The sequence below is a fragment of the Pandoraea commovens genome (genome assembly GCF_024704525.1).
Taxonomy (GTDB): domain Bacteria; phylum Pseudomonadota; class Gammaproteobacteria; order Burkholderiales; family Burkholderiaceae; genus Pandoraea; species Pandoraea commovens.
The window spans coordinates 4,115,681-4,129,502 of record NZ_CP102780.1 but is presented as its reverse complement, the minus strand read 5'-3'; the positions used below and the strand labels follow the sequence as shown (position 1 = coordinate 4,129,502).

Here is a 13,822-nt window from a genome sequence, read left to right as displayed (position 1 = left end):
GGTTAGACGTTGGCGAACGCGTTGACTTCGTGTGCCGCAAGCGGCGCGTCGTTGCGCGTTTCCAGGAAAAAACGATACAGCAGATTCTGCGCACCGGCCAGTCGGTAAGCGCTCGTCGCGCGCATGTCCGAGAGCGGCTGATAGTCCGTCGACAGGGCGGCCATCGCGGCACGCACGGTCGCTTCCGTCCACGGCTGGCCGTTCAGCGCGGCTTCGATGGCGCTGCCGCGCTTGGGCGTCGCGGCCATGCCGCCGAAGGCGATACGGGCCGAACGCACGGTATCGCCGTCGAGTTCTACAGCGAATGCGGCGCACACGGCGGAGATGTCCTGGTCGAAGCGTTTCGCGAGTTTGTACGTACGGAAACGTTGCGACGATGCGGGCAGCGGCACGCGAATCCCCTGCACGAACTCGCCCGCTTCGAGGGCGTTCTTCTGATATGCGATATAGAAGTCTTCGAGCGGCATTTCACGCACCACGCCTTCGCGATGGAGCACGATACGCGTGCCGAGCACGATCAGCGCGGGCATCGAGTCACCGATGGGCGAGCCGTTCGCGACGTTGCCGCCCAGCGTCCCGGCGTTGCGGATCGGGAACGAGGCGAAGCGCTGACGCAGTTCGGCCAGATCCGGGTAGTGGTTGACGAGCGCATCGAACGCATCGTTGAGCAAAGCTCCCGCACCGATATAGATGCCGTTCGGACCCTCGGAGATCTCGCGCAGTTCCGCCACCTGGCCGATGTAGATCAGATGCTTCAGCTCGCGGAATTGCTTCGTCACCCACAGGCCAACGTCGGTGCTACCGGCGAGAATGCGTGCGTCCGGATAAGCGGCGCGCAGACGGCCCAGTTCGGCCAGCGTGCGCGGGGCGTGGAAGACGTGACCGTCGTGCTCGTACGAGAGCGTGTCGCCGCGTTGCAGCGCCTGCAACTGCTCGGCGAGCGCCTTGCGGTCGAATTCGTGACGCGGCAGGTCGTACATCTTCTGGGCGGCGTCGACGATGGGGCGGTAGCCCGTGCAGCGGCACAGGTTGCCCGACAGGACGTCGTCGATCTCGCGGCGGCTCGGGCAGCCCGCTTCTACCGGACGGTTCAGATACATGGCCCACAGCGACATCACGAAGCCCGGCGTGCAGAAACCGCACTGCGAGGCATGGCAATCCACCAGCGCCTGCTGCACCGGGTGCAGCGTGCCGTCGGCATGGCGCAGGTCTTCGACCGTGAAGAGCGCGCGGCCGTCGAGCGTGGGCAGGAACTGGATGCAGGCGTTGACCGCGCGCAGCGCCACATTGCCATCGTCGGCCAACTCGCCGATCACGACCGTGCAAGCGCCGCAATCGCCCTCGGCACAGCCTTCCTTGGTGCCGGTGCAGTGCAGGTCTTCGCGCGTGTACTGAAGCACGGTGCGGGTCGTGGCTTCGCCAGTGACCTCGTGCACCTTGCCGCGGTAAAAGAAGCGGATGGCTTGTGTCTCCATGATTCTCAGTGTAGTGCAGTGCAATTGTGGACGCGCCGGCGTTGCCGCATTGGTCTTTTTAACGGCCGGCGTGGGGATGAGCCGAAGATAGCACCGGCGGCACAGGGAAATATTTCGCCGCCATGATGATGGCTATTCGGACGCCCCGATGACCCGCCATTGTCATAAACTACGGCTCAACCCGCCGTTTTCCGGTCTTCAACACGCCTTCAGAGCGCCCCCGCACATGCAAAGACCCCGCGAACAGATCGACGCCTACCTGCTGCGGGTGCTCCATACGCTGCTCACAGAGCAAAGCGTGTCGCGCGCCGCGCTCAAGCTCGGCCAGTCGCAGCCGGCCATCAGTAACTCGCTGCGCCGTCTGCGCGAGATCACGGGCGACGCCATTCTGGTGCGCGGCAAGAGCGGTATGGTCGCCACCGAGCGCGGTCGTGAGCTGCTGGGCTACGCCACCGATGCGCTCGCCGCGATCGAACGCATTACGCACCCGACCACGGAATTCGCGCCGCAGACCACCACGCGGGCGTTCCGGCTCGGTGCGCCGGACTACCTCGACGCCGTTTTTCTGCCCAATATCGCCGAAGTGCTGCGCCGCGACGCGCCGTCGGCCCGTCTGCACGTGCAACCCATCAACGCCGGTTTCGACTATGCGGGCGCGCTGGAAAACGGCTCGCTAGACGTGGTGATCGGCAACTGGCTGGAACCGCCGCCGCAGTTGCATATGTCGCGTCTGTTCGACGACGAGGTGGTCTGTATGCTCGGCGCACAGCATCCGCTGGCCAACAAGGGCATCTCGCTCAAGCACTACCTGGAATTGCCGCACCTCGCGCCAATGCCGTATGTGGCCGAGCGTCAGAGCTTCATCGACGGTTTTCTGGCCGAGCAGGGCCTGCGTCGCAACATTCAGATGACGATGCCGTATTTCGGGCTCGTCCCGTACGTGCTGATGCGCACCGATCTGGTGTTCACGACGGGGCGTCAGTTTGCGCAGCATTACGCGCGCTATCTGCCGATCCGCGTAGTGCCGTCGCCGGTCAACTTCCCGCCGATGCGCTTCTATCAGTTGTGGCATGAACGCACGCACGCCGCGCCCGAGGTGACGTGGTTGCGCCGACGGATCGCCGAAGTGGCCACCGAACTCGACGCGGCCAGCGGCGCAGGAGAGCCGACGCCGGCGCTGGTGCGGCCTTGACGACGTTCGAGTGACTGCCAAAAAGCCAACGGCCGTCGCCCTGAGGGGCAGACGGCCGTTGTGCGTTTGGGAGCGCCGCCCGGTGCGTTAGCGCAGCGAAATGGCGCGGCGCGGGCGATGCAGCGCCAGCGCGAGGAAGATCACGACGAATGCCGCGAGCGACCACATCGGCAGCGTCAGACCGAGGATCGGCGGGTACATCGTCTGGCACATACCCTGCACCTGGAAGACCTGCGGCAACAGGCGCGAGGTCGGCAGCGCGTCCACAAACCCTTCGACGACGTCGTAGCCGCAGCTCACCATCGGATTGGCCTGCACGTAGATGAGATACGCCGACGCAGCCATCCCGCCAATCGCCGAGAGCGCCGCGAGCACGCGTGCCACTTTAATCCCTGCCCAGCCGCGCGAGACCGCGCCGACCAGCCCGAAGATCGCGATCAGCACAAGCGCGTAGCGCGCCAGAATGCACAGCGGACACGGGTCTTCGTGAAGCACGTACTGGAAGTACAGCGCACCGCCCAGCAAGGCGAGGCAAACCACGGTGAGCAGGAGATACAGCAGACGTTCGCGGCGAAAAGCCGGGTCGAGTTGAGCGTTCATTTCACTTCAGGCGGTAGGCCATCACGAATCCCACGAATCCCGCAAATCCCCGCATGACGCCGGGCGGCAGGCACTTGGGCTGGGATTGTAACCCCAGCCCGATTCGCATGTGAGATGAAAAATTGCGGGATTTTTCGGAACTTTCCATCGAAAAATCGGACGTTTGCGCGCATTTCTGTACGAAATCGTCCGAAAGTTGAGGATTGCGCTCAGCGGGCCGGGCGCAGGGCCTGCTCGATGGCGCGGGCGACCGGGAACAGGCGCGCGTCGTCGCCTGCAGCACCGCTGACCATCAGGCCGATGGGGGCCTCGCCCTGACCCTGACACGGCAGCGAGAAGGCGCACCCGTCGATCATGTTGATGGCCGTTGGGTTGCGCAGCACCAGAGCGTTGGTGGCGGTGAAGGTGTCGTCGCTGGCTTCGAGCGGTGCGATGGCCGGTGGCGTGAGCGGCACGGTCGGGCACAGCACGGCGTCGAAGCTTTGCCACACGGGATTCGCCGCTGCGATGAGCGCGGCGCGGGCGTTCAGCAGATCGATGTAGTCGGCCGCGCCTGCCGGTTCGCCCTTGCGAATGCGCACCAGCACGCGCGGGTCGTAGCCGTGCGCACGCTCGGCCAGCAACTTGCGATGCCATGCGTACGCCTCGACGGGCGAGAAACCGAAGCGGTTGATCGCGGGCAGGGTGTCGAACGGAGCGAATTTGAACTCGACGAGCGTTGCACCCGCCTTGGCGAGCGTGGCAAGGGCGCGCTCGTAGATGGCGAGTGCGGCGGGTTCTGCGCCGTCGAGCACAAAATTCGTCAAGACGCCGAAGCGCATGCCACGAAGGTCGCGCGGTGCGACTGGTGTTTCATTTGGGATGGCGCCCGACAGAATCGCATCGACCCACGCGCAGCAATCGACCGAGCGGCCGATGGGGCCGACGGAGTCGAGCGTGGTCGAGAGCGGCAGCGCGCCATCGCGCGGCGTGCGCGAAGCCGTCGGCTTGAAGCCCGTCAGACCACAGAACGCGGCCGGAATACGGATCGAACCGCCGGTATCCGTGCCGAGGCCGACGGCGGCCATGCCATCGGCCACCGACGCGGCGGCGCCTGAGGACGACCCGCCCGCGATGTGCCCGACTTCACGCTGCCACGGCGAGCGCGGCGTGCCGTAATGCGGATTCAGGCCGAGACCGGAGAAGGCGAACTCGGTCATGTTGGTACGACCGACGATCACGGCACCTGCCTGACGCAGACGCGCGACGGCCAGTGCGTCGTGCGTGGCGGGGGCGGCGTCGGAGAGCACCGTGGAGCCTGCACGCGTGACCTGACCTGCCACGTCGAACAGGTCTTTCACCGAGACGGGAATGCCCATCAGCGGCGACAAACGGGCGCCGGCGCGGCGCAGGGCGTCGAGGCCGTCGGCGGCGTCGCGGGCGGCTTGTGCGTCGACCTGCGTGAAGACGACCCTGCCCTGACCGGCCGGATCGGCGATGCGCGCGAGCGCCTGCTCGGTGAGGGCACGGCTGGTGGTGCGGCCTGCGTCGAGCGCGGCGGCGAGGTCGGACAGGGGGCGTTGCAGATCGATGGCGTCGTGGCTCATGTTCAGATCGCTTTCAGAATATGGGTGCGGAATTCTTCGATGTGACGGGCAATCGCCCGTCGGGCGCGTTCGCCGTCATGGGCGGCCAGCGCTTCAAACAGTTCGAGGTGCTCTTCGTAGACGCCTTCCAGATGACTCGGCGTCGACAGTGCGAGAAACCAGAAGCGCAGCGAGCGCTCGTGCAAGCCGCGCAGCAACTCGGCAAGCGTCTGGTTGCGCGATGCGCGTGAAATCGCCAGATGGAATTCGCGGTCGATGCGCATCATGGCGGCGACGTCGCGCGCTGCGATGGCCTCACGCGAGCGGGCCAGCACGGCCTCGATGGCGGCGAGATCCTCCGGCGTTGCGGCGCGGGCGGCCAGCTCGACACAGTACATCTCGTTGACCATGCGCACATCGATGATTTCGAGTGCGTCGTTCAGCGAGACGGGCGCGACCATGGCCCCCTTGCGCGGCAAGATGACCAACAACCCTTCGAGTGCCAGACGATGCATCGCCTGATGCACGGGCGTGCGTCCCAGCCCCGTCGACTGCATCAATTGCGCTTCGTTGAGCGTCTCGCCGGGGCGCAGACGCAACGTGATGATGTCGTGCTTGATGGCTTCGTAGGCGCGCTCGGTCAGGCTGCGGCCGTCATGTGGCACAGACGGCTCAGGCGGCATGCGGTGGGCGTCGCCCGCGACTTCCGTCTGGTGGGGCTCGAAAAGTGTCTCGTTGGGCATCGGATGGGGGCAGTCAGTCGGCAATCGCCAGCGCCTGCGTGGCGTAGCGGTGCCGGATCGTGCGGCCGAAGACCGGGTCGTGCAGTTCGATCTCGAACTGCTCGCCGCCAGCCACGCCGCCAATGGCAGCGAGTGTGCCACAGAACATTGCCGCGCCTGCGGGCAAGCCGTCCGGCCCGAGTTTGGCCATCAGTTCCTGCGGCGAGAGCAGACCCGCGACCGTGCCTTCCTGATAAAGACGCCGCTCGCCTGCACGCGTCACCCATGAGCGCAGTTCCAATTGATCCCAATGCGCCGCGACATCGGCAAAACGCCATGCTTCGCGTGCCACGGGCTTGGCGCAGACCTGCTTGGAGACGGTCACCCCATAGGCTTCGACCTCGCGGTCGGTATGGTCCGAGCCGATGCTTACGAACAGTTCGTCGCCGTGGCGGACCAGCACGCATTCGGCTTCGCCGCTGCTTGTCTCGCCGACGACGTCGATGGCGTCGTCCTGAGCGAGCAGGGCGGGGGCGAGGCGATAGAAGCAAGGGGTGGTCGACGGACGGCGCACGCCCAGCGCGGCCAGTTCGGCGATGTGATGCTCGACCGCGTGTCGGTCGCGTCCGGCCCATCCGGCAATGATGAGCGTGTCGATGGAGACATCGATACGAAGGGCAGCGCCGTCACCGGCCACCGTGAAAGACAAACAGGAACTCATACGTCGACCACTCCAGGGAATTACACAGTGAAATTCAATTGATATTTGTGTGATATTTCACAAGGAGACAAGACAAAAATCAAGAAAAAAAATTTCGTGCGATGGTGTAGAAAACGGGAATTTTTTATGAAAACCCCCGTCAATCTTGGGTTGCGCGCGTGTCAGGCCATCGCGTATATTGATCCGGCGCCCGTTTTGGGCCGAATGTTCGTTGGCTTTTCCGTTCCGGTCTCCGAACCGGAGCCCTTTGATACGAGGGCGTCGGCAACGGGTTCGACGGCTGGTCCGTCCGGACTTGCAGGGAATCGGGCGAACGAACGCAACGTCTATCAAGTCGGCAGGCAAGCAGCTCATACGCTGCCCACGGCCGGCTTCCCACCTTCATCAAGCATCACGTCTCGTGTTGTCGCTGCGCCTCCCGGGGGAGACGCGGCGTGTCATCGGCGTGGAGTCAAGAACATCAATATCGGCGCAACGCGCTGCGGGGAGAACGTATCGGATGCATCACGCCATCGACTTCATTCAGGATCTGGCCGTCATCATGCTGCTGGCAGGCATCGTGACGGTCATCTTCAACCGGTTCCGGCAGCCAGTCGTGCTCGGCTACATCGTGGCGGGCGTGATCATCGGGCCGTACACGCCGCCGTTCGCGCTGATACATGACGAGAAGACCATCGGGATCCTTGCCGAACTTGGTGTCGTGTTCCTGATGTTCTCGCTGGGTCTGGAGTTCAGCCTGCGCAAGCTCGCCCGGGTGGGCGTGACGGCGTTCGTGGCGGCGATTACCGAAATCGTGCTGATGCTCTGGATCGGCTACGAGATCGGCCGCTTCTTCGGCTGGAAGGCGATGGATTCGATCTTCCTCGGTGCGATGCTTGCGGTCTCGTCGACCACGATCATCGTCAAGGCACTCGACGAACTCGGCATGAAGCGCGAGCGTTTTGCGCAACTGATCTTCGGCGTGCTGATCGTGGAAGACGTGCTCGCCATCGGCATGATCGCGCTGCTCTCGGGCATCGCCATCAGCGGTCAGGTCGATGCGGGCGAAGCGACCTTCACGCTGGGCAAGCTGCTGCTGTTCATGGTCGTGTCGCTGGTCGTGGGCATTCTGCTGGTGCCGCGCATTCTCGGCTATGTGGCGAAGTTCAAGAGCGACGAAATGTTGCTGGTCGTGGTGCTGGGCCTGTGCTTCGGCTTCTGCCTGCTCGTGATTCAGATGGGCTACAGCGTGGCGCTCGGCGCGTTCCTGATCGGCGCGATCATGGCCGAAGCGCGGGAGTTGCACACCATCGAGCGGCTGGTCGCGCCTTTGCGCGACATGTTCAGCGCGGTGTTCTTCGTGACCATCGGCCTGCTGCTCGACCCGCATGTGCTGGTCACGTACGTGTGGCCGATTCTGGTGATCACGGTGGCTGTGGTGGTCGGCAAGATCGTGTCGTGCGGGCTGGGCTCCTACCTCTCGGGGCAGGACGGCCGCACGTCGATGCGTGTGGGCATGGGGCTGTCGCAGATCGGCGAGTTCTCGTTCATCATCGCGTCGCTCGGTCTGTCGCTGAAGGTGACCAGCGACTTCCTTTATCCCATTGCGGTGGCCGTCTCGGTCATCACGACGCTGCTTACGCCGTATCTGATCAAGGGCGCCGACCCGTTCACCGGCTGGCTGGGTCGCGTGATGCCGGGGCGTCTGTCCTATGTGCTCGGACAGTACACGCAATGGCTGCAAAGCATTCAACTGACGGGTGACAGCGCGGCGCTCGTCACCATCGTGCGTCGTATTGTGGTGAGCGTGGCGATCAATCTGGCGCTCGTCGTGACGATCTTCCTCGGTGGTGCGTTCTTCTATCGTCGTCTTGCCGATCTGATGAAGCCGTGGGTCGCAGACCCGAGTCTGCAAAGTGCGGTGGTCTGGGGCGGGGCACTGGTGTTGTCGCTGCCCTTCCTGATCGCCGTGTACCGCAAGCTCAAGTCGCTGTCGTTGCTGCTGGTGGAGTTGTCGATTCCGCCGAGCCTCACGGGCCGCTACACCTTCGAGGTGCGCCGCGTGGTCGCCGAGATCCTGCCGATTGCTGCGATGGTCGGGGTCATTCTGCTGGTGGCGGCGCTCTCCGCGAGCATCCTGCCGTCGACCGAGATGATCGTGCTGATTGTGGCGGGCACGCTGGTGCTTGCAGTCATCATGCGTAGCTGGTTCGTGCGCATGCACGCCAAGCTTCAGATTGCGCTGAAAGAGACACTCGAACATCAACCCGATGGTGAGCATGGCGGCGGGGGATCGTCGTCACACTGAAGGACACGCTACGGTTGAGTCTGCCGTCACGTGAAAAAGCCCGCCGGGATGCCTCGGCGGGCTTTTTCTTTGGTACGACGGGAGGCTTATGCCTTCTTCGGCGGGAAGTCGAAGATCAGGCAGGTGGTCGTGGCATGGGCGTAGAGCGTGCCGTCCGGCCCGACGATACGGCCTTCCGCAATGCCGATCTGCCGACCCGCCTGAATGACCTTGCCTTCGGCGCGTACGACGGGCACGTCACGCGTGAGGGCGCGGACCATGTTCGTCTTGAGTTCCAGCGTGGTGTAGCTGCGTCCGGCCGGTAGTGTCGAATGGATCGCGCAGGCCACGGCCGAGTCGAGCAGCGTGGCGAACCATCCCCCGTGGATAGAACCGAGCGGGTTGTAATAGGGCAGCGCCGGACGCCCCTGAAACACAGCGCGGCCATTGGCGACTTCCACGGCGATGAAACCCAGCGTCTCGCTGATCGGCGGCATCGGCAGCTTGCCGTCGAACATCGCGTCGAAGATTTCCTGGCCGGTGAGGCCGGTCACGTCGGACGGCGTCGCGACGCCATAACGCGCCGGACCGTTGCGCGTAATGCGCTCACGCACGGCGGCTTCGTCGGCTTCCCATTGGGCCAAAACGGCGGCGGCTTCCGGTTTGGTGCTCATGACGTCTTCCTCGTAACTTTTATGATGCTAGGCAATCGGCTTGTCAGCGATTATAGAAGTCGCCGCGCCCGGATGTGCGTTTCGCGTTAGAGGGAAGCGTCGACCGATAGGTGACGATGGGGCGAGATCGGTGGAGGCCGATGCCCGGAGCCGGATGGAGGCGATGCGGCAACGACGTGATGCGTCGTTGCCGCAAGGGCTGTCGCTTACCCGATCAGCGTTCGATCAGGCGGCTTGCGCGTGGCTGAGGCGGTAGGTCGCCAGTTCGTCGATGGTGAGAATCGGCAGATCGTGCTGCTTGGCGAAGCGCTCGATATCGGCACCACGCGTCATCGTTCCATCCGGATTCATCAGTTCGCACAACACGGCGGCGGGCTTCAGGCCTGCGAGGATCGCGAGGTCGACGGAGCCTTCCGTGTGTCCGCGACGCGTGAGCACGCCACCCGGCTGCGCGCGCAGCGGGAAGACGTGGCCGGGGCGGGAGAGGTCGGAGGGCTGGGCGTCGTCGGCGATGGCGGCGCGGATCGTGGTGACGCGGTCGGCAGCGGAAACGCCGGTACTCACGCCCTGACGCGCTTCGATCGTCACCGTAAAGGCGGTGCCGTAACGGCTCTGATTCTGCTCGACCATCGGCGGCAGATCGAGACGGCGCAGCGTCTCGTCCGGCAGACAGAGGCAGACGATGCCGCTGCATTCGCGGATCAGCATGGCCATCGTGGCGGGCGTGATTTTCTCTGCGGCGACGATCAGATCGGCCTCGTTCTCGCGGTCCAGATCATCCATCAGAATGACGGGACGGCCTTCGCGCATGGCGTCGAGCGCAGCGGGCAGACGAACTTCCACCGGCGGCAGGTCGACGAATGCGGGGTAGGCATGCAGGTCGTCGGTCGAGGCGGCGGAGGGGGTGTCGTGCGAAACAGCCTGGGTGTTGCGGGTACTGGTGGACATGAAACGCTCCTCGCGTAAGTCAATCGGGCGAAAAACGTTTTCGGGGCATGCGAACGGACGTCGCCATGGGACGGCATCCCATAGCACGCGGGTATCGACGCATCTTCTCTCATCCGGACTATGACCGTCGGCTCTGGCTTCGCACCAGATCTGCTGACCCTGCCGATGTCGCGAAAGCGACGGTGACAAGCGCTCGCGGGCTCATGACGACGCAGCGAACTGCGTGGTGTCACATACCGCCGGTGGGGACTTTCACCCCGCCCTGAAGACGTGTATGCCGTACGAACGTTGCGTTGCATCGCGTGGTAGTCACGCATTGCGCGGCGTCATTACGTATGCGGCGAGACAGAGCGTAGCACAGGGCGGGAGAGGTCTGCAGGGAAGGCCGCGCGAGGCGCGTGGGATTGCACATCGGCCACAAGACGCGGGGAGCCTCTTGTGGCCGTGTTTGATGTGGGCAGATGGCGTCGGCTGAGGGCGTCGAACGTCCGTCGAACGAAGTTCAGGCCAAACTTGGACGCTGGTCGGCCGTCACTCAATCAGGCGCTGGTGCCCTTGACCGTGTAACCGGCGTCGGTGATGGCGGCGCTGACTTCTGCGGGCGACAGGTCGCTTTGGACGTCTACGCGACCAGCACCCAGATCGACGTTGACCTTCGCATCGGCGTCCAGCTCGGTGATCGCACGCGTGACGGCTTTAACGCAATGGCCGCAGCTCATACCTTCGACTTGGACTTGCATGTTGCTCTCCTTGAAAGACGATTCAGTTGACGGTGACACTGATCAGGTGAATGGATGATAGACCTTCCCATAGAGGTAAGCTCAAGCGCTTTTTTCAGACGAATCGCGTGTCGGGTCAGACGTCCCCCAAACATGGCCGGTTCCGGTAGCGCTATCGTTGAAGTGTGACGGGTGTGGTCCTGCTGTTTCCACCGGAATGCGTAACAAGTTGCCGCACAGTGCTTGACCTTCCTGTCATGGCAAGATCTATGCTGTGACGCATGATGACAGTCCTCCTGGAGGCCTATAAATGACTCAGAACTGGTCGGTCGGTATTGAAGGCATGACCTGCGCATCCTGCGTGACGCGGGTGGAGAAGGCCTTGCGGCGCACGCCCGGTGTGGCGAGCGCCAGTGTGAACCTTGCGACCGAAACGGCGGCGGTGGAGGCTGCGGCTGACGTCGCGCCGGCCGCGCTGCTGGGCGCGGTTGAGGCCGCCGTCAGCGACGCCGGGTATCAGGTTGCGGAGCAATCGTTCGAACTGGCCATTGGCGGCATGACATGCGCCTCGTGCGCCGGGCGCGTGGAAAAGGCGTTGCGCAATGTGCCGGGCGTGGTCGAAGCCAATGTGAATCTGGCGACCGAGCGCGCGGCGGTGCGTGGTGTGCGCGGGGTGGTCGATGTTGCGGTACTGAGTGCTGCCGTCGAGAAGGCGGGGTATGAGGCGTCGGTCGTCACGGACCCCGCGCAGGCGGCATCGGCGCAGAGCGGTCCGGCATGGTGGCCGGTGGCGGTCGCTGCCGTGCTGTCGCTGCCGTTGTTGCTCCCCATGCTTGTCGAGCCGTTCGGTGTGCATCTGATGCCGCCGCCGTGGGTGCAGTGGCTGCTCGCCACCCCTGTGCAGTTCTGGCTGGGCGCGCGTTTCTACCGGGCGGGTTATAAGGCGGTGCGTGCCGGAAGCGGCAACATGGATTTGCTGGTGGCATTGGGCACGTCGGCGGCCTACGGTCTGAGCTTGTATGAGTGGTGGCGCGCACCGGCGGGCAGCATGCCGCATCTGTATTTCGAAGCGGCGGCGGTGGTGATCACGCTGGTGCTGCTGGGCAAGTGGCTCGAAGCGCGGGCAAAGCGGCGGACCGTGGAAGCGATTCGGGCGCTGGCGGCGCTGCGTCCGGAGACGGCGCGTGTCGTGCGTGACCCGCACGGCGCGGCGAGTGAAGTCTCGGTGCCGCTGGCGCAGGTGAAGGTGGGCGACTGGGTTGTGGTGCGCGCCGGTGAGCGTGTGCCGGTCGACGGGGTGATCCGCGATGGCGCGAGCCAGCTCGACGAATCGTTGCTGACCGGTGAGCCGTTGCCGATCGACAAGGCCGATGGCGACAAGGTTGTGGGCGGTTCGATCAACGGTGCAGGCACATTGCGTGTGGAAACGATGGCGGTGGGGGCCGATACGGCATTGGCCCGCATCATTCGCATGGTCGAGGACGCGCAAGCGGGCAAAGCGCCGATTCAGCGCGCTGTGGATCGGGTGGCGGCGGTTTTCGTTCCGGTGGTTGTGTTGATCGCCATTGTGACGGTCGTCGCCGGTTGGGCACTGGGGCTTGGACTTGAGGCCTCGCTGCTCAACGCTGTCGCGGTACTCGTCATCGCCTGCCCGTGCGCATTGGGACTGGCGACGCCAGCGGCAATTATGGTCGGCACCGGGGCGGCCGCGCGACAAGGCATCCTGATCAAGGACGCCGAGGCGCTGGAGCTGGCGCACCGGATCAGCGTCGTGGTGTTCGACAAGACGGGGACGTTGACGGAAGGCAAGCCGCGTCTCGTCGCGCACTTGCCTGCGCAAGGCACGAGCGCCGACACGCTGCTGCGTTGGTCTGCTGCGGTGCAGTCGGGAAGCTCTCACCCCCTGGCCAAGGCTGTGACGACGGCCGCTGAGGAGGCCGGGCTGGCTTCGGCGGTGCCGGTCGCGTCCGATATTGCTGCATTGCCGGGACGCGGTATGCGGGCCGACATTCGGGAAGTGCAGGGTGCGGGTGCTGTGAGCGGCTCCTTTAGCGGCTCATTGAGTGACCCGTTAAGTGGCCGTCACACCCTCCAGTTGGGCAATGCGCGATTGCTCGATGAACTCGGTATTTCGCAGGGGGCGCTGGCGTCGGAAGCCGTGCGGCTGGCAGGCGAGGGACGGACTGTCTCGTGGCTGGTCGAGACGGGCAGTGCCGACGTGGGCGACGTCGCGGGGGATGTTGCGAATGAGCGTGCTCGCGGCGGTCGTCTGCTCGGGCTACTCGCGTTCGGCGATACGCTCAAGGCGACCGCTCGTCCGGCTATCGACCGCCTGCACGCGCTGGGTGTGCGGTGTGTGATGGTGACGGGCGATAACGCAGGGAGCGCGAAGGCGGTTGCCACGGCGCTGGGGCTCGACGAGGTGCATGCCGATGTTCTGCCGGAACACAAGGCGGAGGTCATCGCGCAACTCAAACGTGACGGCGCGGTCGTAGCCATGGTCGGCGACGGGATCAACGACGCACCGGCACTGGCTGCCGCCGATGTGGGCATTGCCATGGGCTCGGGCACGGATGTCGCGATGCAGACTGCGGGGATTACGCTGATGCGCGGCGACCCGCTGCGCGTCGCCGACGCCATCGATGTGTCCCGCCGCACGTGGTCGAAAATCCGTCAGAACCTGTTCTGGGCGTTTGCGTACAACGTTGTGGGGATTCCGCTCGCGGCGTTTGGCATGCTCAGTCCGGTGATTGCCGGGGCGGCCATGGCGCTCAGTAGCGTCAGCGTCGTCAGTAATGCACTGTTGTTGCGCCGCTGGCGTCCTGCCGATCAGGAGACGACCTCCGTGTCGGCAGGCAGCGCCGGAAAGTCGGATGCCGTTGGAGAGGCCCGCCGGGCGGGAGTTTGAGAGGGTTCCCACGGGCATAAGGTGAACGGCGC

General features: G+C 64.6%; 11 protein-coding genes and 1 riboswitch. Of the genes, 3 read left to right on the top strand and 8 right to left on the bottom strand.

Annotation, left to right across the window (positions count from 1 at the left end; all coding sequences use genetic code 11):
- Positions 1–2: 2 nt before the first annotated feature.
- Positions 3–1,475, bottom strand: coding sequence for a xanthine dehydrogenase small subunit (gene xdhA, locus NTU39_RS18585; RefSeq protein WP_257958260.1), 1,473 nt, complete (start codon positions 1,473–1,475; stop codon positions 3–5).
- Between the two features lie 226 nt (positions 1,476–1,701).
- Between xdhA and NTU39_RS18580 the strand changes: the two genes are divergently transcribed.
- Positions 1,702–2,667: a LysR substrate-binding domain-containing protein gene (locus NTU39_RS18580; RefSeq protein ID WP_150666468.1), complete on the top strand. Its 966-nt coding sequence runs from the start codon at positions 1,702–1,704 to the stop codon at positions 2,665–2,667.
- An 87-nt stretch (positions 2,668–2,754) separates the two neighbouring features.
- Here the strand turns inward: NTU39_RS18580 and NTU39_RS18575 are convergent, their stop codons facing one another.
- The 4 genes from NTU39_RS18575 to NTU39_RS18560 form a co-directional block, all read right to left on the bottom strand.
- Complete coding sequence (locus NTU39_RS18575; RefSeq protein WP_150577024.1) at positions 2,755–3,267, bottom strand: disulfide bond formation protein B; 513 nt, start codon at positions 3,265–3,267, stop codon at positions 2,755–2,757.
- A 209-nt stretch (positions 3,268–3,476) separates the two neighbouring features.
- Positions 3,477–4,853 (bottom strand): amidase, encoded by a 1,377-nt coding sequence (locus NTU39_RS18570; RefSeq protein WP_257958259.1) that lies wholly within the window; start codon positions 4,851–4,853, stop codon positions 3,477–3,479.
- A 2-nt stretch (positions 4,854–4,855) separates the two neighbouring features.
- The gene (locus tag NTU39_RS18565; RefSeq protein WP_257960105.1) at positions 4,856–5,515 is read right to left on the bottom strand and encodes a GntR family transcriptional regulator; all 660 of its coding nucleotides are present in this window, start codon (positions 5,513–5,515) and stop codon (positions 4,856–4,858) included.
- Positions 5,516–5,588: 73 nt separating this feature from the next.
- A complete protein-coding gene (locus tag NTU39_RS18560) occupies positions 5,589–6,275 on the bottom strand; it encodes a DUF2848 domain-containing protein (RefSeq protein WP_257958258.1) in 687 nt (228 codons plus the stop codon).
- A gap of 499 nt (positions 6,276–6,774) precedes the next feature.
- On the opposite strand from NTU39_RS18560, the gene NTU39_RS18555 reads away from it, so the two are divergent.
- On the top strand, positions 6,775–8,562 hold the full coding sequence (locus tag NTU39_RS18555) for a cation:proton antiporter (protein WP_150666471.1): 1,788 nt from the start codon (positions 6,775–6,777) through the stop codon (positions 8,560–8,562).
- An 86-nt stretch (positions 8,563–8,648) separates the two neighbouring features.
- Here the strand turns inward: NTU39_RS18555 and NTU39_RS18550 are convergent, their stop codons facing one another.
- From NTU39_RS18550 to NTU39_RS18540, 3 genes are all read right to left on the bottom strand, one after another.
- Positions 8,649–9,215, bottom strand: coding sequence for a PaaI family thioesterase (locus NTU39_RS18550; RefSeq protein WP_257958257.1), 567 nt, complete (start codon positions 9,213–9,215; stop codon positions 8,649–8,651).
- Positions 9,216–9,440: 225 nt separating this feature from the next.
- Positions 9,441–10,163: a 3,4-dihydroxy-2-butanone-4-phosphate synthase gene (gene ribB, locus NTU39_RS18545; protein ID WP_150666473.1), complete on the bottom strand. Its 723-nt coding sequence runs from the start codon at positions 10,161–10,163 to the stop codon at positions 9,441–9,443.
- 97 nt (positions 10,164–10,260) lie between these two features.
- Positions 10,261–10,437, bottom strand: a riboswitch (FMN riboswitch).
- Between the two features lie 265 nt (positions 10,438–10,702).
- Positions 10,703–10,903, bottom strand: coding sequence for a heavy-metal-associated domain-containing protein (locus NTU39_RS18540; RefSeq protein WP_150666474.1), 201 nt, complete (start codon positions 10,901–10,903; stop codon positions 10,703–10,705).
- A gap of 289 nt (positions 10,904–11,192) precedes the next feature.
- Here NTU39_RS18540 and NTU39_RS18535 point away from each other — a divergent pair, with 289 nt between their 5' ends.
- Entirely contained in the window at positions 11,193–13,790 is a 2,598-nt protein-coding gene (locus tag NTU39_RS18535; protein WP_257958256.1) for a heavy metal translocating P-type ATPase, read from the top strand.
- Positions 13,791–13,822: the final 32 nt, after the last annotated feature.

Coding starts and splice junctions, on each gene's coding strand:
- xdhA (WP_257958260.1), bottom strand. CDS start 1,475: ATGGAGACACAAGCCATCCGCTTCTTTTACCGCGGCAAGGTGCACGAG.
- NTU39_RS18580 (WP_150666468.1), top strand. CDS start 1,702: ATGCAAAGACCCCGCGAACAGATCGACGCCTACCTGCTGCGGGTGCTC.
- NTU39_RS18575 (WP_150577024.1), bottom strand. CDS start 3,267: ATGAACGCTCAACTCGACCCGGCTTTTCGCCGCGAACGTCTGCTGTAT.
- NTU39_RS18570 (WP_257958259.1), bottom strand. CDS start 4,853: ATGAGCCACGACGCCATCGATCTGCAACGCCCCCTGTCCGACCTCGCC.
- NTU39_RS18565 (WP_257960105.1), bottom strand. CDS start 5,515: ATGCCGCCTGAGCCGTCTGTGCCACATGACGGCCGCAGCCTGACCGAG.
- NTU39_RS18560 (WP_257958258.1), bottom strand. CDS start 6,275: ATGAGTTCCTGTTTGTCTTTCACGGTGGCCGGTGACGGCGCTGCCCTT.
- NTU39_RS18555 (WP_150666471.1), top strand. CDS start 6,775: ATGCATCACGCCATCGACTTCATTCAGGATCTGGCCGTCATCATGCTG.
- NTU39_RS18550 (WP_257958257.1), bottom strand. CDS start 9,215: ATGAGCACCAAACCGGAAGCCGCCGCCGTTTTGGCCCAATGGGAAGCC.
- ribB (WP_150666473.1), bottom strand. CDS start 10,163: ATGTCCACCAGTACCCGCAACACCCAGGCTGTTTCGCACGACACCCCC.
- NTU39_RS18540 (WP_150666474.1), bottom strand. CDS start 10,903: ATGCAAGTCCAAGTCGAAGGTATGAGCTGCGGCCATTGCGTTAAAGCC.
- NTU39_RS18535 (WP_257958256.1), top strand. CDS start 11,193: ATGACTCAGAACTGGTCGGTCGGTATTGAAGGCATGACCTGCGCATCC.